Annotated in this window: 24 protein-coding genes; 8 read left to right on the top strand and 16 right to left on the bottom strand. The window is 70.8% G+C overall.

All coding sequences use genetic code 11. From position 1 onward, the window contains the following. Window positions 1–278 precede the first annotated feature (278 nt). Window positions 279–1,724 carry a DEAD/DEAH box helicase gene (locus EOE48_RS05065; protein ID WP_127727691.1) on the top strand — a complete coding sequence of 482 codons (1,446 nt, stop codon included), beginning with the start codon at window positions 279–281 and terminating at the stop codon, window positions 1,722–1,724. 126 nt (window positions 1,725–1,850) lie between these two features. Further along, window positions 1,851–2,912: a GGDEF domain-containing protein gene (locus tag EOE48_RS05060; RefSeq protein ID WP_246153957.1), complete on the top strand. Its 1,062-nt coding sequence runs from the start codon at window positions 1,851–1,853 to the stop codon at window positions 2,910–2,912. Window positions 2,913–2,918: 6 nt separating this feature from the next. Here EOE48_RS05060 and EOE48_RS05055 read toward each other — a convergent pair whose 3' ends face one another. From EOE48_RS05055 to EOE48_RS05020, 8 genes are all read right to left on the bottom strand, one after another. Further along, entirely contained in the window at window positions 2,919–3,299 is a 381-nt protein-coding gene (locus EOE48_RS05055) for a HesB/IscA family protein (RefSeq protein WP_127727690.1), read from the bottom strand. 100 nt (window positions 3,300–3,399) lie between these two features. Continuing rightward, entirely contained in the window at window positions 3,400–3,765 is a 366-nt protein-coding gene (locus tag EOE48_RS05050; RefSeq protein ID WP_127727689.1) for an SUF system Fe-S cluster assembly protein, read from the bottom strand. Between the two features lie 7 nt (window positions 3,766–3,772). Further along, window positions 3,773–5,017 carry a cysteine desulfurase gene (locus EOE48_RS05045; protein WP_127727688.1) on the bottom strand — a complete coding sequence of 415 codons (1,245 nt, stop codon included), beginning with the start codon at window positions 5,015–5,017 and terminating at the stop codon, window positions 3,773–3,775. A gap of 67 nt (window positions 5,018–5,084) precedes the next feature. Then, the gene (locus tag EOE48_RS05040; protein ID WP_127727687.1) at window positions 5,085–6,407 is read right to left on the bottom strand and encodes a SufB/SufD family protein; all 1,323 of its coding nucleotides are present in this window, start codon (window positions 6,405–6,407) and stop codon (window positions 5,085–5,087) included. Next, entirely contained in the window at window positions 6,407–7,159 is a 753-nt protein-coding gene (gene sufC, locus EOE48_RS05035) for a Fe-S cluster assembly ATPase SufC (RefSeq protein WP_127727686.1), read from the bottom strand. Before sufC ends, EOE48_RS05040 begins: the two co-directional genes overlap by 1 nt. 41 nt (window positions 7,160–7,200) lie before the next feature. Beyond that, on the bottom strand, window positions 7,201–7,626 hold the full coding sequence (locus tag EOE48_RS05030) for a hypothetical protein (RefSeq protein ID WP_127727685.1): 426 nt from the start codon (window positions 7,624–7,626) through the stop codon (window positions 7,201–7,203). Window positions 7,627–7,646: 20 nt separating this feature from the next. Further along, on the bottom strand, window positions 7,647–9,116 hold the full coding sequence (gene sufB, locus EOE48_RS05025) for a Fe-S cluster assembly protein SufB (protein ID WP_127727684.1): 1,470 nt from the start codon (window positions 9,114–9,116) through the stop codon (window positions 7,647–7,649). A 68-nt stretch (window positions 9,117–9,184) separates the two neighbouring features. Then, entirely contained in the window at window positions 9,185–10,357 is a 1,173-nt protein-coding gene (locus tag EOE48_RS05020) for a cysteine desulfurase family protein (protein WP_127727683.1), read from the bottom strand. 275 nt (window positions 10,358–10,632) lie between these two features. Here EOE48_RS05020 and EOE48_RS05015 point away from each other — a divergent pair, with 275 nt between their 5' ends. Then, window positions 10,633–11,289 (top strand): alpha/beta hydrolase, encoded by a 657-nt coding sequence (locus tag EOE48_RS05015; protein ID WP_127727764.1) that lies wholly within the window; start codon window positions 10,633–10,635, stop codon window positions 11,287–11,289. Between the two features lie 39 nt (window positions 11,290–11,328). Here the strand turns inward: EOE48_RS05015 and EOE48_RS05010 are convergent, their stop codons facing one another. After that, window positions 11,329–11,718 (bottom strand): DUF3775 domain-containing protein, encoded by a 390-nt coding sequence (locus tag EOE48_RS05010; RefSeq protein WP_127727682.1) that lies wholly within the window; start codon window positions 11,716–11,718, stop codon window positions 11,329–11,331. Between the two features lie 111 nt (window positions 11,719–11,829). On the opposite strand from EOE48_RS05010, the gene EOE48_RS05005 reads away from it, so the two are divergent. Continuing rightward, complete coding sequence (locus EOE48_RS05005; protein WP_127727681.1) at window positions 11,830–12,570, top strand: sulfate transporter family protein; 741 nt, start codon at window positions 11,830–11,832, stop codon at window positions 12,568–12,570. Here the strand turns inward: EOE48_RS05005 and EOE48_RS05000 are convergent. The 6 genes from EOE48_RS05000 to EOE48_RS04975 all read right to left on the bottom strand — a co-directional run bounded on the left by EOE48_RS05000 (window position 12,564) and on the right by EOE48_RS04975 (window position 17,418). Further along, a complete protein-coding gene (locus tag EOE48_RS05000) occupies window positions 12,564–13,730 on the bottom strand; it encodes a complex I NDUFA9 subunit family protein (RefSeq protein WP_127727680.1) in 1,167 nt (388 codons plus the stop codon). The genes EOE48_RS05005 and EOE48_RS05000 overlap by 7 nt on opposite strands. A 90-nt stretch (window positions 13,731–13,820) precedes the next feature. Continuing rightward, a complete protein-coding gene (locus EOE48_RS04995; RefSeq protein WP_127727679.1) occupies window positions 13,821–14,252 on the bottom strand; it encodes a Rap1a/Tai family immunity protein in 432 nt (143 codons plus the stop codon). Between the two features lie 235 nt (window positions 14,253–14,487). Next, window positions 14,488–15,168: a hypothetical protein gene (locus EOE48_RS04990; protein ID WP_127727678.1), complete on the bottom strand. Its 681-nt coding sequence runs from the start codon at window positions 15,166–15,168 to the stop codon at window positions 14,488–14,490. A gap of 187 nt (window positions 15,169–15,355) precedes the next feature. After that, window positions 15,356–15,718 (bottom strand): septal ring lytic transglycosylase RlpA family protein, encoded by a 363-nt coding sequence (locus tag EOE48_RS04985; RefSeq protein ID WP_127727677.1) that lies wholly within the window; start codon window positions 15,716–15,718, stop codon window positions 15,356–15,358. 161 nt (window positions 15,719–15,879) lie between these two features. Further along, window positions 15,880–16,509, bottom strand: coding sequence for a response regulator (locus tag EOE48_RS04980; RefSeq protein WP_127727676.1), 630 nt, complete (start codon window positions 16,507–16,509; stop codon window positions 15,880–15,882). A 24-nt stretch (window positions 16,510–16,533) separates the two neighbouring features. Beyond that, window positions 16,534–17,418 carry a fumarylacetoacetate hydrolase family protein gene (locus EOE48_RS04975; RefSeq protein ID WP_127727675.1) on the bottom strand — a complete coding sequence of 295 codons (885 nt, stop codon included), beginning with the start codon at window positions 17,416–17,418 and terminating at the stop codon, window positions 16,534–16,536. Window positions 17,419–17,834: 416 nt separating this feature from the next. On the opposite strand from EOE48_RS04975, the gene EOE48_RS04970 reads away from it, so the two are divergent. Further along, window positions 17,835–19,127, top strand: coding sequence for an OmpP1/FadL family transporter (locus EOE48_RS04970; RefSeq protein ID WP_127727674.1), 1,293 nt, complete (start codon window positions 17,835–17,837; stop codon window positions 19,125–19,127). Window positions 19,128–19,166: 39 nt separating this feature from the next. Here EOE48_RS04970 and phaC read toward each other — a convergent pair whose 3' ends face one another. After that, window positions 19,167–20,960 (bottom strand): class I poly(R)-hydroxyalkanoic acid synthase, encoded by a 1,794-nt coding sequence (gene phaC / locus EOE48_RS04965; RefSeq protein ID WP_127727673.1) that lies wholly within the window; start codon window positions 20,958–20,960, stop codon window positions 19,167–19,169. 114 nt (window positions 20,961–21,074) lie between these two features. Between phaC and EOE48_RS04960 the strand changes: the two genes are divergently transcribed. From EOE48_RS04960 to EOE48_RS04950, 3 genes are all read left to right on the top strand, one after another. Further along, window positions 21,075–21,416: a hypothetical protein gene (locus tag EOE48_RS04960; RefSeq protein ID WP_246153956.1), complete on the top strand. Its 342-nt coding sequence runs from the start codon at window positions 21,075–21,077 to the stop codon at window positions 21,414–21,416. A 303-nt stretch (window positions 21,417–21,719) separates the two neighbouring features. Further along, complete coding sequence (locus EOE48_RS04955) at window positions 21,720–21,992, top strand: hypothetical protein (RefSeq protein ID WP_127727672.1); 273 nt, start codon at window positions 21,720–21,722, stop codon at window positions 21,990–21,992. Window positions 21,993–22,031: 39 nt separating this feature from the next. Beyond that, entirely contained in the window at window positions 22,032–23,186 is a 1,155-nt protein-coding gene (locus EOE48_RS04950) for an ABC transporter permease (RefSeq protein ID WP_127727671.1), read from the top strand. Window positions 23,187–23,278 lie beyond the last annotated feature (92 nt).

Raw genomic sequence — 23,278 nt, 5'->3', positions numbered from 1 at the left:
GGAAGGTCGAGCCCGGGAGACGGCTCGGCTCCGCCTGTCCGCGCCTTCGGGATCCCACCGGTTTTCCGTCCGCCGGCACCGAATGCGCTTGACAAGTCTCGCGGTTTCGGGCGTGTCCCTGGGGCCGGCGCGACTTCGGCGCGCCGCCGCAATGGCATGATCGTGCACAGTCCCTTCGCGCGTAGCAGGTTGTGCAACCAACCTGCGCCCAGGCCGTTGCCGGGATGGATCTTCCCGCGCCGGCCGGCCCAGGCCGCGCGCAACGGTTCGCATACGGAATGTCATTCGCAGAACTGGGTTTGAGCGACAAGGTCCTGCAGGCCGTCACGGAGTCGGGGTATACGACGCCGACGCCGATCCAGGCCCAGGCCATCCCCCACGTGCTCGGCCGCCGCGACGTCCTCGGCGTCGCGCAGACCGGAACCGGCAAGACCGCCGCCTTCACCCTGCCGATGCTGACCATGCTGGAGCAGGGCCGGGCACGCGCCCGCATGCCCCGCACCCTGGTCCTCGAACCGACGCGCGAACTCGCCGCGCAGGTGGTCGAGAACTTCGAGCGCTACGGCAGCAACCACAAGCTCAACGTCGCTCTGCTGATCGGCGGCGTCTCGTTCGCCGATCAGGATTCCAAGATCACCCGCGGCGTCGACGTGCTCATCGCGACCCCGGGCCGGCTGCTCGACCACTTCGAGCGCGGCAAGCTGCTGCTGTCCGGCGTCGAACTGCTGGTGATCGACGAGGCCGACCGGATGCTCGACATGGGGTTCATCCCCGACATCGAGCGCATCGTGAAGCTGGTGCCGTTCACCCGCCAGACGCTGTTCTTCTCGGCCACGATGCCGCCGGAGATCCAGCGGCTCGCCGACGACTTCCTCCACAATCCGGTCCGGATCGAGGTCGCCCGTCCGGCCTCGACCGCCTCGACCATCACCCAGCGGCTGGTCGCCACCGGGGCCGAGGGGCACCAGAAGCGCAAGACCCTGCGCAAGCTGATCCGCGCCGCCGAGGATCTGAAGAACGGCATCATCTTCTGCAACCGCAAGCGCGACGTGGCGCAGTTGCAGAAATCGCTGTCCAACCACGGCTTCACCGTCGCCGCCCTGCACGGCGACATGGACCAGCGGGCCCGGATGGCCGCTCTCGACGCCTTCCGCTCGGGCGAGATCCCGCTGCTCGTCGCCAGCGACGTCGCGGCCCGCGGCCTCGACATCCCGGCGGTGAGTCACGTGTTCAACTTCGACGTGCCGCACCACGCCGAGGACTACGTCCATCGGATCGGCCGGACCGGCCGGGCCGGTCGCAGCGGTGCCGCCTTCACCCTCGTGGGACGCGGCGACGAGAAGTCCCTGGCGGCGATCGAGAGCCTGATCGGCCAGCCGATCGGCTGGGAGGCGGGCGACCTCTCCACCCTGTCCGCGGACGACGAGTCCGACGAGCCGCGGGCCCGGCGCGGCCGCGAGCGCTCCACCCGCGGGCGCCGCGACGAGCCGCGGGGCGAGCGCCGGGACGAGCCCCGCAACCCGCGTCGCGCCGAGGCGGAGCGTCGCGTCGACGCGCCGAACCGGGTCAGGGGCCGGCGGAGCGAGGAACGCCCCCGCCCGGCTCCGGCACGCCCCCCGCGCGAGGCCGACGCGATGCCCGAGGCCGAGATCGGCCTGGGCGGGCACATCCCCGCCTTCCTCCTGCGTCCGATTGTCCTCAAGAAGAAGAACGACCAGGAGTAGCAGACCGCTGGTTCGGCTTTTTACCGGTGCCGATCTGGTCTTAACCGCTTCTCTACCTGCCGCCTGTATGACCCAGACGTGGGCGCCCCGTCAGCACGACGGGGGGCTGATGGTGGGAGAAGCCGGGTGAGTGAACTGTCCCAGGCTGACATCGAGCGCAGCTTCCTGTTCGGACAGCGAGCGACCGAGCTGATGAAGGCCTACGGCTCCTCGGCCGATCCCCGCAGCTACGCGGTCTGGTACAGCTACGTGTCGGGGGCGCAGCCCCTGCTCAACGAAGCCGTCAAGCGCCTGACGACCGAGCACGGCACGCTGAGCTCCGCCAGCATCGACCAACTCTACGAGACCTATATCGACGGCCGCCGCCTGACCGCCGAGGCCGAACGTACCGGGGCCGGGGTCATCACCGAGATCGATCAGATCATGGAGATGCTCGAAGTCGCCCTCGGCTCGACGATGCGCTACGGCGCCTCGCTGCAGGCGATCTCCCAGGATCTCAGCGGGCCCACCGTCAACCGCGCCCGGGTGCGCGAGATCGTGTCGTCGCTGGTGGTGGCGACGCGGGACGTGGCGGCCAACAACCGCACCCTCGAAGCCCGGATGCGCGAGAGCCGGGCCGAGATCGAGACCCTGCGCGAGACCCTGGAGGCCGTGCGGGTCGAGTCCCTCACCGACCCCCTCACCGGGATCGGGAACCGCAAGCATTTCGACGAGATGCTGCGCAAGGTGGTCGACCATTCGACGATGCAGGGCCATCCCGTGAGCCTGATCGTGATCGACATCGACCACTTCAAGCGGTTCAACGATCTGTACGGGCATCTCACCGGCGATCAGGTGCTGCGCCTCGTCGCCGTGACGATGCGCGAGACCGTCGAATCCGGCGCGATGCTGGCCCGGTTCGGCGGTGAGGAATTCGGCGTGATCCTCACCGGCGGCAACGGCGATTCCGCCCGCCTCGCGGCGGAGCGGATCCGCACCAGCGTGATGGGCCGCGAACTGGTCAAGCGCTCGACCGGCGAATCGCTCGGCCGGGTGACGGTCTCGGTCGGCCTCGCCAGCATCCGCCGGGGCGACACCGCGGTGTCGCTGCTGGAGCGGGCCGACCACTGCATGTTCCTGGCCAAGCGGTCGGGCCGCAACCGGGTCGTCGACGACACCATGACCGGCGACCTCGACGACGTCGCCTGAGCGGCGTCAGACCCGCGCGGCGTCCATCACCCCCGGCGCCGCCGGGGTGATCGCGACCGACTCGCCGCAGCCGCAGGCCGAGGTCTGGTTCGGGTTGTTGAACACGAACTGCGACGACAGCTTGTCGGTCTTGAAGTCCATCTGCGTGCCGAGCAGGAACAGCACGGCCTTGGGGTCGATGAACACCCGCACGCCGCGATCCTCGACCATGTCCTCGCCGGGCCGGCGCGCGTCGGCGTATTCCATCGTGTAGGCCATGCCGGCGCAGCCGCCGTTGCGCACGCCGAGGCGCACGCCGGCGATCGGCTGGTCGGCATCCGCGATGATGCCCCGGATGCGCTCGGCGGCGGCGTCCGTGAGCGTGATGACCTTGAAGCTCGGTGCCATGGGGAACGGTCTCTCCGACGTCCGGGTTCAAGGCCCGGGCAGGTGAGGGTATCGGGACCCTGATGATAGGTGGTCGCAGGGCGGCTTGCCAGCCGCCGCGTCACCACATGTCGAGGGCGACGCGGGCCTCGTCGGACATCCGGCTCTGGTCCCACGGCGGGTCGAACACCATCGTGACGGTGCAGCCCTGCACGCCGGGCACCGCCGAGACCGCGTTCTCGACCCAGCCCGGCATCTCGCCGGCGACCGGGCAGCCCGGCGCCGTCAGAGTCATGTCGATCGCGACGTTGCGGTCGTCGCCGATGTCGACCTTGTAGATCAGGCCGAGCTCGTAGATGTCGGCCGGGATCTCGGGATCGTAGACGGATTTCAGCGCCGTCACGATGCCGTCGGTGAGCTGGTCGAGTTCCTCGGGCGGAATCGCCGAGGCGGCGACTTGCGGCCCGTGCGGGGTCGTTGCGGTCATGGGTTCCTCACGCGAACATCATCTCGGCCTTGGCGAGGGCCGCCACCAGGGCATCGACGTCGTCGGTGGTATTATACAATCCGAACGAGGCACGACAGGTCGAGGTCGCGCCGAAGCGGGCGAGCAGCGGCATCGCGCAATGGGTGCCGGCCCGCACCGCGACGCCCTGGCGGTCGATCACCGTCGCGACGTCGTGGGCGTGCGCGCCCTTCATCTCGAACGAGACGACCGCCCCCTTGCCCTTGGCGCGCCCGATCAGCCGCAGGCTGTTCATCGCGCCGAGCCGCTCCATCGCGTAGGCGGTCAGCGCCGCCTCGTGCGCCGCGATCCTGTCCTGGCCGAGCGCCATCATGAAGTCGAGGGCGGCGCCGAGGCCGACCGCCTCGACGATCGCCGGCGTGCCGGCCTCGAACCGGTGCGGCGGCTCGTTGTAGGTGATCGCGTCCTGGGTGACGGTGTGGATCATCTCGCCGCCGCCCTGGTAGGGAGGCAGCCGCTCCAGCCACTCCTTCTTGCCGTAGAGCACGCCGATCCCGGTCGGGCCGTAGACCTTGTGGCCGGTGAACACGAAGAAGTCGCAGTCGAGGTCCTGGACGTCGATGCGCTGGTGGACCGCGCTCTGGGCGCCGTCGAGCAGCACCGGAACGCCGTGGTCGTGGGCGATGCGGACGATGTCCTTGGCCGGCGTCACCGTGCCGAGCACGTTCGACATGTGGGTGATCGCCACCATCTTCGTGCGCGGCGTGAACAGCGTCTCGTACTCGTCGAGCAGGAAGTTGCCGTCGTCGTCCACCGGCGCCCACTTGATGACGGCGCCGCGGCGCTCGCGCAGGAAGTGCCACGGCACGATGTTGGAGTGGTGCTCCATGATCGACAGGATGATCTCGTCCCCCTCCCCGATCAGGCCGGCCCAGCCCATCGAGGAGGCCACGAGGTTGTAGGCCTCGGTGGCGTTGCGGGTGAGGATGATCTCGTCGGTCGAGCGGGCGTTGAGGAACACCCGCGCTGATTCGCGCCCGCCCTCGAAGCCCTCGGTCGCGGCGTTGGCCATGAAGTGCAGGCCGCGATGGACGTTGGCGTAGGCGGTTTCCATCGAGCCGACCATCGCGTCGATGACGGCGCGCGGCTTCTGGGCCGAGGCGGCGTTGTCGAGGTAGATCAGCGGCTTGCCGTAGACCGTCTGCGACAGGATCGGGAATTGCGCCCGGATCGCCGCGACGTCGTAGGGGGTCTGGGAGGCGGGTGCGGTCATGGATTGCTCGTGTGAAGGGAGCGCCGGGGCGAGGATGCAGGCGGGGCCGCGCACGGCCCCGCCGCGTTCATCCCCGGGCCGCCAGCCAGGCCTCGATCCGGCCGATCAGTTCCGCCCGGGCGCCCTCGTGCGAAACCGCTTCCACGGCCTCGCCGACGAAGGCCTGGACCAGCAGGCTCTCGGCCACCGCCCGCGGCAGGCCGCGGGCCATGAGGTAGAACAGCAGGTCGTCGTCCGGCGCGCCGCAGGTGGCCCCGTGGCCGCAGGCGACGTCGTCGGCGAAGATCTCCAGTTCCGGCTTGTTCATCATCTGACCGTCATCGGTCAGGAGCAGGCAGTCGGATTTCATCTTGCCGTCGGTCTGCTGCGCGACCTGCCGGACGATGATCTTGCCCTGGAACACGCCGGTGGCGTCGCCGTCGATCACCGTCTTGAACATCTCGCGGCCGACGCCGCCCACCGCCGCGTGGTCGGCGAGCAGGGTCGAATCCGCGAGCTGGCCGGCCCCGAGCAACGCCGCGCCGTTGACCACCGCGTTGGCGTTCTCGCCGGCGACGTGCAGGTAGATCTGGTGGCGCGACAGCACGGCGCCGGTGACGAGGTTGACCGTCTCCAGCCGGGCCTCGGCGTCGAGCCGCACCGACAGGGTCGAGAGCGCGACCGCGGCGCGCCCCTCGGCGTTGAGCCGGGCGTGCCGGAAGTCCGCGCCCTCACCGATGCGCACGTCGAGGGCGTCGTTCGGCTGGTAGGCGACCCCGTCCGGCCCCTCGTGGCTCTCCAGCAGGGTGAACTCCGCGCCGGCACCGAGTTCGACCAGGACGCGGGTCGCGGTCGAGAACGCCGTCGCGCCGGCGCCGACGAAGCGCAGGTGCACCGGCATCGCCGGCCTGGCGCCCTCGGCCACCGAGATCAGCGCGCCGTCGGCGAGGAACGCCGTGTTGAGCTGGTAGACCGGGTTCTCGCGGGCCTGCTCGACCGGGGCGAGGCGCTTGAGGCGCGCGTCGCCCTGCGCCAGGGCCGCGTTGAGCGGAGCGACCGTGACGCCCTCCGGCAGCCGGTCGAGATCCGACAGGGCGGCGACGAGGTGGCCGTTGACGAAGGTCAGGCGCACGGCCTCGATCTTCGCGAAGCTGGTGGCCCCGGCGACGGCGGCCTTCGCCGCGTCCTCGGCCGGCGCCTCGGCGGGCGGAGCCGCCTCGGTGATCGCGGCGCGCAGGTCGGTGTACTTGAACGCCTCGACCCGCCGGCTCGGCAGGCCGGTCGCCTCGAAGAAGCGGAACGCCTCCTCGCGGCTGATCGCCTCCTCGGTGGCGAAGCTCTTGCGGGCCGACTCGAACAGCTTCGACAGGCCGGCCTCGGCGGGGGAGCGGAGGTTGGTGACGTCGGCCATCACGCGGCCTCGCCGGTGCGGTACTCGGCGTAGCCGGACGCCTCGAGTTCGAGCGCCAGTTCCTTGCCGCCGGTCTTCACGATCTGGCCCTTCGACATGACGTGCACGGTGTCGGGCACGATGTGGTTGAGCAGCCGCTGGTAGTGGGTGATGACCAGGAACGAGCGGCCCTGCGCCCGCAGCGCGTTCACGCCCTCGGACACGATGCGCAGCGCGTCGATGTCGAGGCCGGAATCGGTCTCGTCGAGGACGCAGAACTTCGGCTCCAGCAGCGCCATCTGGAGGATCTCCATGCGCTTCTTCTCGCCGCCGGAGAACCCGACGTTGAGGGCGCGCTTGAGCATCTCCCGGTTGATCTCGAGGGTGTCGGCGGCGGCGTAGACCCGGCGCATGAAGTCGGGAGTGGTCAGTTCGTCCTCGCCCCGCGCCTTGCGCTGCGCGTTGAGGCATGCCTTGAGGAACGTCATGGTGCCGACACCGGGGATCTCCAGCGGGTACTGGAAGGCCAGGAACACGCCGGCGGCGGCACGCTCGTCGGCCGCCATCTCCAGGACGTTCTGGCCGTCGAGCAGGATCTCGCCGTCGAGGACCTCGTAGTCCTCCTTGCCCGCGATGACGTAGGACAGGGTCGACTTGCCGGAGCCGTTCGGGCCCATGATGGCGGCGACCTCGCCGTCGGCGACGGTGAGGTTCAGGCCGTTGAGGATGCGGTTGTCCTCGATCTGGACAACGAGGTTCTTGATTTCGAGCATGTCAGTTCACGTCCATATTCGTTGTTCAGCTCACTCGATGGCTATTTATCAGGGGCGCTGTGAAAGGCATCGAGCTCAAAATATCCGCAACTCCCGATCCCGAACGTGTTCCGAGTCCGAGACGCCTTCGTGAGCGCAACGGTCAGCAGCCTCCGGTCGGATGCTGCCTGAAAAAGGGACGTGCCGAGGCCGCAATTTGCGCTCTCGTCGCCGCCTGATGTCCGAAGCCGGATCTTGCGGTCCAGTTTCCCCTTGATCGTTTTGATCACCGTTGCGTCGCCGAAGACGTCCGGTTCACCACGCCTAGCATCCGGGATTCTGACGCGATCGACTCGAAGAGTCGCCACGAGCTTCGCTTGGTTGAAGCGATAGGCCAGCCTTTCCTCATCCGTCTTGAGACGGCGAGGCCAGAGGCAGTCGCAAGCCTGTGCCCGACCAACCGATGCGGCGACTGCCACGACCAGCATCGCGGCAGCCGTCGTCCGTCTCACCCCACCGAGCCTTCCAGGCTGATCGAGATCAGCTTCTGGGCCTCGACGGCGAACTCCATCGGGAGTTGCTGCAGCACGTCGCGGACGAAGCCGTTGACGATCAGCGCCGTCGCCTCCTCCTCCGACAGCCCGCGTTGCAGGCAGTAGAACTTCTGGTCCTCGGAGATCTTCGAGGTGGTGGCCTCGTGCTCGAACACGGCCGACGCGTTCTTCGACTCGATGTAGGGCACGGTGTGCGCCCCGCACTGGTCGCCGATGAGCAGCGAGTCGCAGTTGGTGAAGTTGCGCGCGCCCTTGGCCTTGCGGTGGGCCGAGACGAGGCCCCGGTAGGTGTTCTGCGACCGGCCGGCCGAGATGCCCTTCGAGATGATCCGGCTCGTCGTGTTCTTGCCGAGATGGATCATCTTGGTGCCGGAATCGACCTGCTGCATGCCGTTCGACACCGCGATCGAGTAGAACTCGCCACGGGAATCGTCGCCGCGCAGGATGCAGGACGGGTACTTCCAGGTGATCGCCGAGCCGGTCTCGACCTGCGTCCACGAGATCTTCGAGCGCGCACCGCGGCAATCGCCGCGCTTGGTCACGAAGTTGTAGATGCCGCCCTTGCCCTCGTTGTCGCCCGGGTACCAGTTCTGGACGGTCGAGTACTTGATCTCGGCGTCGTCGAGGGCCACCAGCTCGACCACCGCGGCGTGGAGCTGGTTGTCGTCGCGCTTGGGGGCGGTGCAGCCCTCGAGATACGAGACGTAGGAGCCCTTGTCGGCGATGATGAGCGTGCGCTCGAACTGGCCGGTGTCGCGCTCGTTGATTCGGAAATAGGTCGACAGCTCCATCGGGCAGCGCACGCCCGGCGGGATGTAGACGAACGACCCGTCCGAGAACACGGCCGAGTTCAGCGTGGCGAAGAAGTTGTCGGTCACCGGCACGACCGAGCCGAGATACTTCCTCACGAGATCGGGATGCTCGCGCACCGCCTCGGAGATCGGCATGAAGATGACGCCGGCCTTGGCCAGTTCCGCCTTGAAGGTGGTGGCGACCGAGACCGAATCGAACACCGCATCGACCGCGACGCGGCGCTCGGGGGCGATACCCTCCAGCACCTCGACCTCGCGCAGCGGGATGCCGAGCTTCTCGTAGGTCTTCAGGATCTCGGGGTCGATCTCGTCGAGCGACTCCGCCGTCTTCCGCTTCGGCGCGGCGTAGTAGTAGATGTCGTTGTAGTCGACCCGGTCATAGGACACCCGCGCCCATTCCGGCTCCTTCATGGTGAGCCAGCGCTTGTAGGCGTCGAGGCGCCATTCGAGCATCCAGTCGGGTTCGTTCTTCTTGGCCGAGATGAACCGGATCACGTCCTCGGAGACGCCCTTCTCGGACTTCTCCATCTCGATCGTGGTTTCGAACCCGTACTTGTACTGATCGACGTCGATGGCGCGAACGCGATCGACCGTCTCCTGCACTGCAGGCATTCACGTCTCCTACCGCTGACGGCTTCAAGGGCCGCGGGTTGATGACACGGCCGGCCGGGGCAGCATGGTCATGCCGCCCTCTCCTGCCGCTTATATAGGGTGGCGAGCAGCCGATCGAAGGCCGCGAGGACCCGGTCCCCGTCGGCGGATTCGCTGTTCCACCCCAGACTCAGGCGCAGAGCGCCCCCGGCGAGGGCCGCCGGAACGCCCATCGCCGCCAGAACCGTCGAGGCCGCCACCTTGCCGGACGAGCAGGCCGCGCCCGAGGACACCGCCACGCCCGCGAGGTCGAGGGCGATCAGCGCCGTCGAGGCCGACAGGCCCGGCACCGCGACGCACAGGGTGTTGGACAGCCGCGCCGCGCCGTCGCCGAACACCACGGCGGCGGGCGCGCGGGCGCGGAGGCCGGCCTCCACCGCGTCGCGGATCGCCGCGAGGCGGGCCGGCTCCCGGGCGAGGCCGCCGGTGGCCAGCTCCGCCGCGACCCCGAAGCCGACGATCCCAGGCACGTTCTCGGTGCCGGCCCGGCGCCGCGACTCCTGGCCGCCGCCGCGCAGGGCGGCGTCCAGCGCGACGCCCGGGCCGAGCACGACGGCGCCGGTGCCCTTCGGAGCGCCGAGCTTGTGGCCCGACAGCGTCACGGCGTCGATCCCGAGCGCCGCGATGTCCACCGGGATCCGGCCGGCGGCCTGGACCGCGTCGCTGTGGACCAGCGCCGCGCCGTGACCGCGGGCGAGGTCGGCGACCCGCGCGAGCGGCTGGATCACCCCGGTCTCGTTGTTGGCCGCCTGCACCGAGATCAGCACCGCCTCGCCGGAAAGGGCGGCGAGGCGCGCCTCCAGGGCGGCGAGGTCGATCACCCCGTCCGCACCGACCGCCAGGATCTCGACCCGATCGGCCGGAAAGCCGTGGCCGTCGAGGACGCACGGGTGCTCCGTCGCCCCGACGAGGAGCCGCGTCGGCGCCGGCCGGCCGGACCGGCGGAGCGAGCCGCCGAGGACGAGGTTTGCCGCCTCGGTGCCGCCGCTCGTGAACACCACCGCGTCCGGCGCCGCGCCGACCAGGGCTGCGACCTGCCGGCGGGCGGTCTCCAGCGCGGCGCGGGCCGCCCGTCCCTCCTGGTGGACCGAGGACGGATTGCCCGGCAGCCCGGTGAGCGCGCGCACGACCGCCGCCGTCACCTCGGGCCGCACGGGCGAGGTGGCGTTGTGGTCGAGATAGCAGCGCGTCCCGCAATCCATCCGTTGATTTCCTTTGCCTTTCCCCCCGGCCGGCGTGGTAAGGCGCGCAGGATGCACGCCCGTGACGCCGTCGCGGTTCCAGGCCGACGAGGGATCAGCACCCGCAGAAACCCAGTTTAGAACGATTCCAGTCACCTAGAACTGTTCTAAGAGTGCTTTTAGGAGAGCGCCGACCCGAGTCAAGGCTCGTGGCCGCGATCTCCGACCGGCCGGCCCGCCCGCCCCGGGGCCTCTGCCGCTCCCCCGCCGACCGCCACGCCAAGAGGTTCGACACCATGCCCGAGGTCATCTTCGCCGGCCCGGCCGGCCGGCTCGAAGGCCGCTATCAGGCCCCGAAGCAGAAGGGCGCCCCGATCGCCATCGTGCTCCATCCGCACCCGCAATTCGGCGGGACGATGAACAATCAGATCGTCTACAATCTTTTTTACACCTTCGCCAATCGTGGCTTCGCCGCCCTGCGGTTCAATTTCCGCGGCGTCGGCCGCAGCCAGGGCTCGTTCGACCATGGCGCCGGCGAGCTGTCGGACGCCGCCGCCGCCCTCGACTGGGTCCAGGCGGTCAATCCGGAGGCGCGGGCGTGCTGGATCGCCGGCGTGTCGTTCGGCTCGTGGATCGGGATGCAGCTCCTGATGCGCCGGCCGGAGATCGAGGGCTTCATCTCGATCGCCGCGATGGCCAACCGCTACGACTTTACCTTCCTGGCGCCGTGCCCGTCCTCGGGCCTGTTCGTCCACGGCTCCGAGGACCGGGTCGCCCCGGCCCGCGAGGTGATGCCGGTGATCGAGAAGGTGAAGACGCAGAAGGGCGTCGTGATCGAGCATCAGGTCGTCGAGGGCGCCAACCACTTCTTCGACGGCAAGGTCGACGAGCTGACCCAGACCGTCGAGACCTACCTCGACAAGCGCCTCGGCAAGCGCGACGAGGCGGCCTGATCCATGGACGGCGCCCCGTTCACGGGGCGCTTCCTCCGGTCACGGGGCGCAGCTCAGGCCGAGCGCGGCCAGCCCCTCGTCGAGCAGGTCGCCGACGTTCGGGATGCCGAGGAGGTAGTCGGCGGCGTTGGTGCCGGCCGCCTCGCGCTCGCGGGCGAGCCGCACCGCGTCGGCCCATTCCTCCGGCTCCAGGTCGTTGCGGCCGATATAGACGAGCGCCAGCAGCTCGGGCCGCTCGTCGTCGTTGAGGCCGGCGATCATCTCGCGCAGTTCCTCCTCGGTGGCGTCGTCGGTGCCGCCGACCAGCACGTCCCGGGCGCCGTCGTCGATCGGGTTGGAGCCGGAATCCGGATCGGTCAGCCCCTCCTTCACGTCGAGGGCCCGGGCCCGCAGGATGAACTCACAGACCTTCTCGACCGCGATCTCCATTCATACCTCCAGCGTGCCGCCCGTCCGTGGCGGCGTCCGCTCTTCAACCCGTGAAGGACGGGGCGGTTCGCAACCCGGCCGCCCCCGCCTTCACCCGCGCCCGAGGTCCCGATGCTGTTCAACGCCGCCTTCGCGGCCCTGCGGCAGGTGCTGTCGCCGCCCCTGCGCCGGATCCTGTGGAAGTCCCTCGGCCTGACGGTCGGGCTCCTGGTGCTGATCTGGTTCGGGCTCACCCGGCTCATCAACGCCTTCCTGGCCGGGCACCCGCTCTCGACCGACTACCCGTTCGTCAACGGGCTGGCGTTCTTCCTCGCCGGGGCCGGGCTGTTCGTCGCCCTGGCCTACATCCTGCCGGCGGTGTCGATCCTGGTGGCCGGCTACTTCCTCGACGACGCCGCCGAGATCGTCGAGCGCAGCGACTTCCCGGACGAGGTCCCGGGGCAGGCGCTGCCGCTCGGCCAGGCGATGCTCTACGCCGCCCGCTTCGCCGGGCTCGCCCTGCTGGTCAACCTCTGCGCGCTGGCGCTGTTCTTCGTGCCCGGGGTCAACCTCGTGGCGTTCTTCGGCGCCAACACCTACCTGCTCGGGCGCGAGTATTTCGAGCTCGCCGCGGCGCGGTTCCGGCCGCTGCCGGAGGCCGGCGCCATGCGTCGCCACCATTCCGGCACGGTCATGCTCGCCGGCGCCCTGCTGGCCGGGCTGATGGTGGTGCCGATCCTCAACCTGCTGACGCCGCTGTTCGGCATCGCCCTGATGGTCCACGTCCACAAGGGCCTGAGCCGCGACCGGCTGCTGATGCCGCCGCAGCGCAGCGGCGCGCTACGGCCGCCGGCGTCGGGGCCGCTTCAGTAGCGCCGGCCCCAGCGCATCCCCGGCGCCTGCCCGGCGCCGGCCCCCTTCTGCCCGACGGCGGGACCGCCGGCATCGTGCGGGTGGTGGGCCGAACCCGGCCCCATCGGCTCCGGGGCGATCAGGTCGGGGATCGTCGCCATCTCGGGCGTGCCGCGGCGGGTGGCGAACTGGCCGGCCTTGCGGAAGCGCCAGAGGTAGCCCGGCACCACCGCCTCGACGGCGGTCGGGGTGATGCCGAGGGCCTCGATCGTGCGCCCCTCGGCCTTGGCCGCCTCCGACACGACGTTGTCGCTCTGGAGCATCACCACCTGATCGCGGGTGAGCTTCAGGCCGTCGGGCAGCAGCCCGAGGGTCAGGGTGTCGGCGAGTTCGAGCGCCCGGGCCTGGAGCATCGCCAGCGGCTGCGGCAGCGGCAGCACGACCCGCTGGCGCATCGTCACGGCGAGCGTGTAGTCGATGAGCTCCTGGAGCGTGCGGATCTCCGGTCCGCCGAGTTCGTAGACGGTGCCGGCGCGGGCGCGGCCCTCGACCGCGTGGGTGATCGCCTCGGCGACGTCGCCGACGAAGACCGGCTGCATCCGGGTCGCGGCCCCGGCGATCGGCAGCACCGGCATCAGGCGGGCGAGACCGGCGAAGCGGTTGAAGAAGCCGTCGCCCGGGCCGAACACGATCGAGGGGCGGAACACGATCGCCTCGGGGCGCGCCGCGAAGACCTGGGCCTCGCCCTCGGCCTTGGTGCGGGCATAGGCCGCCGGAGACTCCGGGTCGGCGCCGATCGCCGAGACGTGGACGAGGGGCGCGCCGATGGCGGCAGCCGCGCGCGCGACCTCGCCGGCCCCCTCGGCCTGGAGCCGCTGGAAGCTCTGGTTGCCGCCCTCCTGCAGGATGCCGACGAGGTTGACCACGATGTCGGCGTGCTCGGCCGCGCGCCGGATCGACTCGGGGTTGCGCAGGTTGGCCTGGACGCCGACGATCTGGCCGACCCGGCCGAGGGGCTGCAGGAACTGGGCGAGGTCGGGCCGGCGCACCGCGACCCGGATGCGGTAGCCCTGCTTGGCGAGCGACCGCACGACGTGCCGGCCGAGGAACCCCGAGCCCCCGAAGATGGTCACGAGCTGCGAGGCGGGCCGGGTCAGGCCGACGGTGTCGAAGCCGGTCATGGGTCTCAGGATCCTGTGCGCGACGGTCATGGGCTCCTTAGTCAAACGCCCGGGCGCTGTGAAGCTCCCGCGCCGCCGCAACGGCATCGCTCACGGCTTGGCCGGAGGCTTCGCCACCGGGGGCTTCTCGTCCGGCTGCGGCCGGTCGCACGGATAGGCGTCGCGCAGGGCGAGGAGCGCGAGCACGCCGGCGCTCTCGCGCTGCGCCGCCGGGCGGGTGCTGCCGTAGGCCACGACCGTGCGCACGAGCTGGATCAGGGTGCCGTCCGGCGGCAGGCAGGTGCGCAAAAGGGGCGGCGCATCGCCGGATTCCGCGACCGCGGCGAGATCCTGGACCGCGCCCATGAACGACCAGCACGCCACCGTGTCGGGGTCCTGGCGGAAATCGACCTGCCTGCCCGTCACCTTGGCGCTGCGGAGCAGGCTCCGGCACTGCGCCACGAGCTGAGTACCCTCGACCGCGGCGGCCGGAAGCGGGGCGAGGCCGGCCGCGAGGGCGGCGGCCAGGAGGATGTGTCGCATGGTCGGGGTCCCGGGTACCGTCGTCGCGCGACGGCCCGGGATGCGGAGCGACGACCGGGGGATCCCGCCGACGACCCCCCGGCCGCCGGGTCCTTCCTCGCCGCCATTCCCGCCCACATCCCGGACGCCCGCGCGACCGCCGGCTCCGTGTGTAGCAAGCTTTGCGGCGGCACGGGCCCGGGCCGGCGGGATGAGCGGTGGAGAGCGCCGCGCGCGTTGCCGCACCGCGGGTGGGTCAGCGGGCGGGGTAGATCACCCGCATCAGCGACGCCTCGGCGCGCGCCTGCGCCGGTTCGGCCGGCTCGGCCGGCTTCGGCCCGCGCCGGGTGAACTTCGCCATCAGCTTGCGGGCCTCGTCGGCCGGCAGCGCCCCGACCGGCGTGGTCATGGCGAGCAGCTCGCGCCGGGTCCGGGCATCGACGGCCTTCGAGGAGCGCACGTCCTCGAAGTCGCTCATCCGGTGCTGGGTGTCGTCCGCGTCGCCGCGGAACACCCGCGGGCCTTCGGGCAGCACCACGATGTCGCCGGGCCGCAGGGTCGGATCGCGCAGGAGCGCCGCGCGGGCGTCGAGCGTCTCGCCCGGCGCCGCCACGACCGGGCGCGGCGGCGGCTTGGGCGCCTCGGGCTTCGGCAGCGCGACGTAGCGGATCTTCGGCCGGTGCTTGCGGACCTTGGCCGAGACCCGGCTACGGGGCGCCCATCCGTAGGGATCGGGCTGGCCGTAGGCCGGCACGGGAGCCGGAACCGGGGCCGGAGCGGCCGCCTGCTGGCCGAAGAGGCCGCGGAAGAAGCCGTCGAGACCGTCGCCATCGGCGGCGTGCACGCCCGCCACCGTCGAGATCAGCAATCCGCACGAGGCCAGCGCCACCAGCAGCCGGCGGGGGCGGGCCGCCGGGTTCGCAGAATGCGGCTGCATGGGCGCTCTCCGGATCGGGTTCACGACAAGTTGAAGCTTTCGCGACCTCAACCGCAATCGCACCCGAACCGTTCCGTTTCGCGGACGGGAAATACGCCTCGCCTTTAACAAATCCGTACTGATCCGGGCGACGGCTCATCCGCCCTGGACTGCCCGGATATGGCCAAGCTTCCGGCCTCTGATGGGTCTAGAGCCGGCTCACGCGGACCTTGGCGACGCCGTGGATGCCGATCGCCCGGGCCGAGGCCTGGCTCAGGTCGATCACCCGGCCGCCGACATAGGGGCCGCGGTCGTTGATGCGCACCACGACCGAGCGGCCGTTGCTGGTGTTGGTGACCCGGACCCGGGTGCCGAACGGCAGCCGGCGGTGGGCCGCCGTGTAGGCGTGGGTGTTGAAGCGCTCGCCGTTGGCGGTGCGGCGGCCCTGGAAGCCCGGCCCGTACCAGGAGGCGGCCCCCGACTGGGCGTGGGCAGGCGTGCCGGCTTGTAGGCTCGCGATGCCGGTGGCAGCCACGAGACCGATGATCGCCAGCTTGGCCTTCGAATCCATGTCGCATTCCCGTCTTGTTGTTGGTGGCGGGCAACATGCCGCCGATCAAGGCGAGAATATGAACCAGTCTATCCAAGTCGTCAGTAGCGGGATCGACTTCATCTTTGCGGAGGTCAGGTCGACATCTTCTATGCCGATCATGACGAGCGGGGTCCGTCGAATCACGTCGCAGCGGCACTCCGGACGGCAATGCGGATCAGGTCGGCGAGGCTGCGCACCCCGAGCTTGTGGCGGAGCTGGGTCGCGGCGTTGGCGACGGTCTTGTAGCTGACGCCGAGCTCGGCCGCGATCGCGGCGTGGGACCGCCCGGCCCCGAGCAGACCCAGGACCTGCCGCTCCCGGGCGGTCAGGCCGGCGAGCGGCGGCGCCGGGGGCGCCGCGCGCAGTAGCGAGACCTCGGCGGCCAGGGCCGGATCGACGTAGGGCTCGCCGGCCCGCACCCGTTCGACCGCCCGGTGCAGGTCGGCGGAGGCGGTGTCCTTCAGCACGTAGCCGAGGGCGCCGTTGTCGAGGGCGCGGGCGACGATGACCGGGTCGTTGTGCATGCTGAAGACGAGGATGCGGGTCTCGGGCGCGTGGGCGTGGATGCGCCGGACGAGTTCGAGCCCGTGCAGGCCGGCGCCCTGGAAGGTGAGGTCGGCGACGACGAGGCCGGGGCGATGGCGGTGGAAGCTGCGGTAGCCCGCCACCACGCCGGTCGCCTCGTGCACCCGGGCGACGCCGGCATCCTCCAGCACCCGCCGGCAGCCGCGCAGCACGATCGGATGATCGTCGACGACCAGCACCTCCATGGCGCCCTCCCCCGCTCCGGCCGATCAGCTCGTCGGCTGGCCGGCGCCCTTGCGGGCGGTCCAGTCGTCGAAGGCGACGACCGCCTGACGCTGCTCGCCGAGCCCCTCGATGCCGAGGCTCACCACGTCGCCGGACTTGAGGAACCGCGGCGGCTTCATGCCGAGGCCGACTCCGGGGGGCGTGCCGGTGGTGACGACGTCGCCGGGCTCCAGCAGCATGAAGTGCGACAGGTACGAGACGATCTGCTTGACGTCGAAGATCATCGTCTTCGTCGAGCCGGTCTGCATCCGCTCGCCGTTGACGTCGAGCCACATCGACAGGTTCTGCACGTCGGGGACCGCGTCCGGCGTCACCAGCCAAGGCCCGAGCGGCCCGAAGGTCGGGCAGCCCTTGCCCTTGGTCCAGGTGCCGCCGCGCTCGATCTGGAACTCGCGCTCGGACACGTCGTGGCAGACGCAGAATCCGGCGACGTAGTCCATCGCCTCGTTGGCGTGGACGTAGGAGGCCCGCTTGCCGATGACGACGGCGAGCTCGACCTCCCAGTCGGTCTTCACCGACGCCTTCGGGATGATGACGTCGTCGTTGGGGCCGACGATGCAGGACGGCGCCTTGTTGAAGATGATCGGTTCCTTGGGGATCTCAGCCCCGGTCTCGGCGGCGTGGTCGGCGTAGTTCAGCCCGATGGCGATGAAGTTGCGGGTGTGGCCGACGCAGGGGCCGAGCCGCGTGCCGGCCGGCACCGCCGGCAGCGTCGCGGGGTCGATCCGCGCGAGGTTGGCGAGGCTGTCGCGGGCCAGATACGGGCCGGCGATGTCGCGGATCACGCCCGAGAGGTCGCGGATGGTTCCGTCCGGGCCGACGAGTCCGGGCTTCTCGTCGCCGCTGTCACCCCAGCGCACCAGCTTCATCGCATCCTCCCATGGCCCGCCCGGGCCGGCATCCGGGGACGCGGTCCGTGGCGCCCCGGACATTGGCGGCCCCCGCCGCAACCCGCAAGCGCCGGGCGGGGCTTTTTCCCCGCCCCGGGACGTGGCCCGCAGGCCACAGATGCGGGCAAATCGCGAACGATCATGCCCAGTCTTACTTTGGATCATGAAAGTCTTTGTTCGGGATGGGCAGAGACAGACTTGCCTGCATAAGTCGACGAAGCCACCGACAAGTCTCCGTCCGATTTTCCTGTCACCGCAACTTGCGGCGATACGCCGGGACGAAACTCGACGCGGCGTTGCCGACCGGCGCGCGAACCGGCAGGATCTCGGCCAAGCCGTGCAGGAGTGGCGACATCCCCTGTCAAACGGTACGAGAGCGGGACGAGGAAACCCCAATGACGAATCGGTGGACGACGCTCATTCCGGCGGGCGTCGCGGCGGCGCTCGTCCTGGCGCCGGGCGGCGAGGCGCGGGCCGGCGCCTTCGGGATCCGCGAGCAGAGCGCCCAGGCGCAGGGCATGGCGTTCGCGGGCGCCGCGTCGGGCTCGGGCGGCCTGTCGTCGATGTTCTGGAACCCGGCCGTCGTGACGATGAAGCCGGGCTGGAACTCCGACTTCAACGCCGCGCTCATCATCCCGCAGGCGGAGCTGCGCACCCAGCCCGGCACGTTCCCGCCGCTCCAGCGCCTCGGCGAATCCGGCGACATCGGCCAGTCGGCGGTGCTCGCCTCGACCTACGCGAACTACCAGCTCGGCGACCGGCTGTTCGTCGGCCTGTCCGGCACCGCACCGTTCGGCCTCATCACCAAGCCCAACGTCGTCTCGGCCGGGCAGGTCTACGGGCGCTCGTCGCGGGTGTTCTCGCTGAACTTCAACCCGGTGATCGGCGTCAGGGTCACCGACTGGCTGTCGGTCGCCGCCGGCCCGGTGGCGGAATACTTCCGCATCACCCTGCGCCAGGCCACCGGCATCGCCCCGACGGCGCCGAGCGCCTTCCTCAAGGGCGACGACTGGGGCGTCGGCTTCACCGCCGGCGTGCTGATCCAGCCCTCGGCCGGCACCACGGTCGGCATCGGCTACCGCTCGTCGATCCATCACGACCTCGAAGGCTCGGCCTCGCCGATCGGCCAGATCGGCGCCAACCTCAACACGCCCGAAAAGGTCTCGGTCGGCCTGACCCAGGCGCTGACGCCGACGATGCGGGTCAATTTCGGCTTCGAGTGGGACAACTGGTCGAGGATCGGCACGCCGGCGATCACGCTGCTGGCGAGCGGGCGGCCGGTGTCCTCGCTGCCGCTCAACTACCGCGACGGGTTCTACTACGCCGTCGGCGGCGAGGTCGACCTGACGCCGCAATGGACCGCCCGGGCCGGCTTCGCCTACGAGATCTCCCCGATCACGGTGGCCAACCGCACCCCTCGCCTGCCGGACGGCGACCGCTTCCACCTCTCGGGCGGCGTGAGCTACCGCTACAGCGAGAAGATCCAGTTCGACCTCGGCTACACCCACATCTTCCAGGCCAGCCCGATCCGCCTCGCCCTGGTGCCGGGCGAGCCGTCCTACATCGCGCCCCTGGCCTACATCGCCACCGCCAGTACCAGCGCCGACATCGTCTCGGTCGGCCTGAAGTACCGCTGGGACACGCCGGCCGCGATTGTCGAGCCGGCGCCGGTCGTCCGCAAGTACTGAGCCTGCGGCGCCGCCCCGGGACCGGGGCGGCGCCGGACGTCACGCCCGTTCGCGCACGTAGGTGCCGGGCGCCGGTCCGAGCGAGGGCAGGCGGCCGCCGCCGGGCTCGCGCGCCGGCACCCGCTCGGGGTTCTGCGCCTCGATCCAGGAGAACCAGTAGGGCCACCACGAGCCCGGATGCTCGGTCGCCGCCCGGACCCAGTCGCCGAGTTCGCCGTGCGCCGGGCCGCCAGTCCAATACTGGTACTTGACCTTGCCGGGCGGGTTGACGACGCCGGCGATGTGGCCCGAGCCGGCCATGACGTACTCGACCGGCCCGCCGAAGGCGCGGCAGCCCTCGAACACCGACAGCGCCGGGGCGATGTGGTCCTCGCGGGTCGCGAGGTTGAAGACCGGCATCGTCACCTTCGACAGGTCGAGCGAGACGTTGCCGAGCCGCATCTCGCCGCGCGACAGCCGGTTCTCCAGGTAGCAGTTGCGCAGGTAGAACGAGTGGTTGGCGGCCGGCATCCGGGTCGCGTCGGAGTTCCAGTACAAAAGGTCGAAGGGCAGCGGCGCCTTGCCCTTGAGGTAGTTGTTGACGAAGTAGGGCCAGATCAGGTCGTTCGGCCGCAGCATGTTGAAGGCGTTGGCCATCTTCGAGCCTTCGAGATAGCCGACGTTCTGCATGCCGGCCTCGATCGCGGCGATCTGCGGCTCGTCGACGAACACCTTGAGGTCGCCGGCATGGGTGAAGTCGACCTGGGTCGTCAGGAAGGTCGTGCTCTCGATCCGGTCGTCGTTCGTCGCCGCCATGTAGGCCAGCGTCACGGCGAGCAGCGTGCCGCCGACGCAGTAGCCCGCCGCGGTGACCCGGCGCTCGCCGGTCGCCTCCTCGATCGCGTCGAGGGCGGCGAAGACGCCCTCGCGCATGTAGCTCTCGAAGTCCTTGGTGGCGTGGCGCGCGTCCGGGTTGACCCAGGAGATCACGAAGACGGTCAGCCCCTGCGACACCGCCCAGCCGATAAAGCTCTTCTCCGGGTTGAGGTCGAGGATGTAGAACTTGTTGATCCACGGCGGCACGATCAGGAGCGGGCGCTTCAGCACCGTCTCGGTCCGGGGCGCGTACTGGATCAGCTCGATCAGGTCGTTGCGGAACACCACCTCGCCCGGCGTCGTGGCGAGGTTGACCCCGACCTCGAACCGGCTCGGGTCGGTCTGGCGCATGCGCAGCTCGCCCTTGCCGGCCTCGACGTCCTCGGCGAGCATCTTCATGCCGCGCACGAGGTTGGCCCCGCCCTCGCGCAGGGTGTCGCGGATCAGCTCCGGGTTGGTCATCAGGAAGTTCGTCGGCGACAGCGCCCCGGAGAGCTGCCGGACGTAGAACTGCGCCTTGGCCCGGGTGTGCTCGTCGAGCCCGTCGGCCTCGTCGACGAGGATCTCGGCCCAGCGCGAGGTGATGAGGTAGCTCTGCTTGATGAAGTCGAACATCGGGTTGCTCGACCATTCGGGCGCCGCGAACCGCCTGTCGCGCGGGTCGGGCATCGCCACCGGCAGCGTCGACTCGCCCTGCATCTTCTGCAGGGTCGAGCCCCACAGGGCGAGGAATTGCCCGCCGAGCAGGGTCTGGGCCTCGGCCGCCTTCTGCGGGTCGGCGAACCACCGCTCGGCGACCGTCCCGAGGGTGCGCACCACCTCGCCGACGCTCTCGGCCATCGCGGTGTTCGGCTTGCCCTCCTCCAGCGGCTTGGCGTAGGCGAGCGCGGCCCGGCCGAACTCCTCGACCAGGAGGCTGGCGTTCCGCGACAGGGCCTCCACGTCGGCGACAGGGGTCGCGATCTTCTCGACCGTCACGCGTCATCTCCTCCCTGATCGTGGGCGGTCCCCCGGAGCGGGCCGCCTTTCCGACAAAGTAATGCGCCACGAAGCAGTTCCACCAGACGTCCCTCCCGGGTTTTGTTCGTTTCCATGCCGCTTCCGCGTCCCCTGTCCCGTGACCCGCGCCCGGCGCTGGTCGCGCTCGCCGCCCTCCTCGGCCTCGGCGGCTGCGTCCTCGACGGCAGCGGCATCCGGGACGGGATCAAGTCGGCCGGCTTCGCCCCCAAGCCGGTCGAGGCGCCGGACTTCGTCGCTGCCTCCCGCCGCGAGGGCGGCGACTTCCTGCCGGTGGGCGTCTCCGCCCCGCCCCGCGAGATCCGGGCCAAGTCGGCCGCCGGGGTGAAGGACCTCGAAGCCGACCTCGAGGCGAGCCGGCGCCGCAACGAGGCCCGGGGCCGCGACGCCGCCCGTCCGGTCGGCCCCGCCCCCTGACGCAGGGATAGCACCGCCGGGCGCCGCAGGCATCTCCCCGCCCGGGCAGGATCACCGGAATCGCGGTGCCCCGGACCGGGGCTTCCAACGGCGTAGGGCCGGCACCGGAACCGACCCCGCCCCCCGCGGTTTCGGGTCACCGGCGCGACGCCGGCTCGCGACCGCGTGCGCAGCGGCACCCCCAAGGGGGCTTTGCGCCGTGCCCGCGTGCCGGCGCGCACGGGCGCCGGGAGGGTTTCGGGGAAGTCTCGGCGGATCGGCCGGTCCTTCGCTCCGGCCGGCCACCACAGGAGGCCCGAGGCCATGCCCCACCCCCGCAAGACCCGCCGAGCCGGGCGCGCGCGCCGCCACCCCCGCCTGCGCCGGGCCGCCGCCCCGCCCTGCGGCGGCGTCGTCCACGTCGTCGACATCCTCGACCTCTTCGTCGAGATGCCGACGCGGGGCGCCAACGACAACGCCCCGGGCGGCCGCCGGTCCCGGCCGCGCCCGACGCTGGCGGCCCTCGCCGGCGGCCGGGGCGCGCCGTTCGAATCCCGTCCGCCGTGGTTTGTCACCGCTTGCCCGGCGGGGGTATAAGCGGGGCCACGAGGGGAAGGGTCGGGTCGAGGAGGGTCCGTGGCTACGGATGCGAGCACGCGCCGGGACGGTGCCGCCGGCATCGCCCTGGAGCGCGGGGCGGACGGCGTGCGGGCGCGGCTCGCCGGCCGCTGGACCGCCGATCAGGCCCCCGCCGTCGAGGCGGCGGCCGACCGCCTCGTGCGCGGCGGGGCCGACGGGCGGATGGTCATCGACCTCGCGGGCCTGGAACGCCTCGACACCCTGGGCGCCTGGGTGCTCGAACGGGCGCGCGGCGACCTGGAACAGGCCGGCCGCTCGGTCGTCTACGGCGGCGCCGCGCCCGAGCACCGCATCCTCCTGCGCGAGGTCGGCTACCGCGAGCCCGAGGCGCCGCCGCCGCGCCGGCCGCGCAGCCTCCTCGACCCGGTCGTCGCCCTCGGCGGCGGGGTGCGCCGCCTCGGCGGCGAGGTCCTGGCGGGCATCGCCTTCCTCGGCGAGGTCGTCGCCGGCTGCCTGCGGGTGATGGCCCGGCCGCGCACCTTCCGGGGCGCGGCGCTGGTCAACCAGATGCAGCAGATCGCCTTCAACGGCACGCCGATCATCATGCTGATCGCGTTCCTGGTCGGCTGCATCGTGACCCAGCAGGGCATCATCCAGCTCCAGCGCTTCGGCGCCCAGACCTTCGTGGTCAACATGATCGGCATCCTCACCCTGCGCGAGCTCGGGGTGCTGCTGACCTCGATCATGGTGGCGGGCCGCTCCGGCTCGGCCTTCACCGCCGAGATCGGCTCGATGCGGATGCGCGAGGAGGTCGACGCCCTGCGGGTGATGGGCCTCGACCCGATCGAGATCCTGATCGTGCCGCGCATCCTCGCCCTGATGCTGGCGCTGCCGCTGCTCGCCTTCCTGGCCGACCTCGCGGCGCTGGCCGGCGGCGCCCTGACCTCGCTGCTCTACGGCGGGCTGTCGGTGGACGCGTTCCTGTCGCGGCTCCAGAACGTCATCACCTTCCGCCACGTCGCCATCGGGCTCATCAAGGCGCCGTTCATGGCGCTGGTCATCGGCATCATCGCGTCGATCGAGGGCTTCGCGGTCGCGGGCTCGGCCGAATCGCTCGGCCGCCACGTCACCGCCTCAGTCGTGAAGTCAATCTTCATGGTCATCGTGTTGGATGGCCTCTTCGCCGTGTTCTTCGCGGCCCTCGACGTCTGAGACGCTCGCTCCCGTGCCGGATCCGCACCCCCTCCCGTCCCCGCCGCCGCGCGACGCGATCATCCGCGTGCGCGACCTCGTCGTGGGCTTCG

Source organism: Methylobacterium oryzihabitans (assembly GCF_004004555.2).
In the GTDB taxonomy this organism is placed as follows: Bacteria; Pseudomonadota; Alphaproteobacteria; order Rhizobiales; family Beijerinckiaceae; genus Methylobacterium; species Methylobacterium oryzihabitans.
This window is presented reverse-complemented; position numbering and strand designations above follow the sequence as displayed.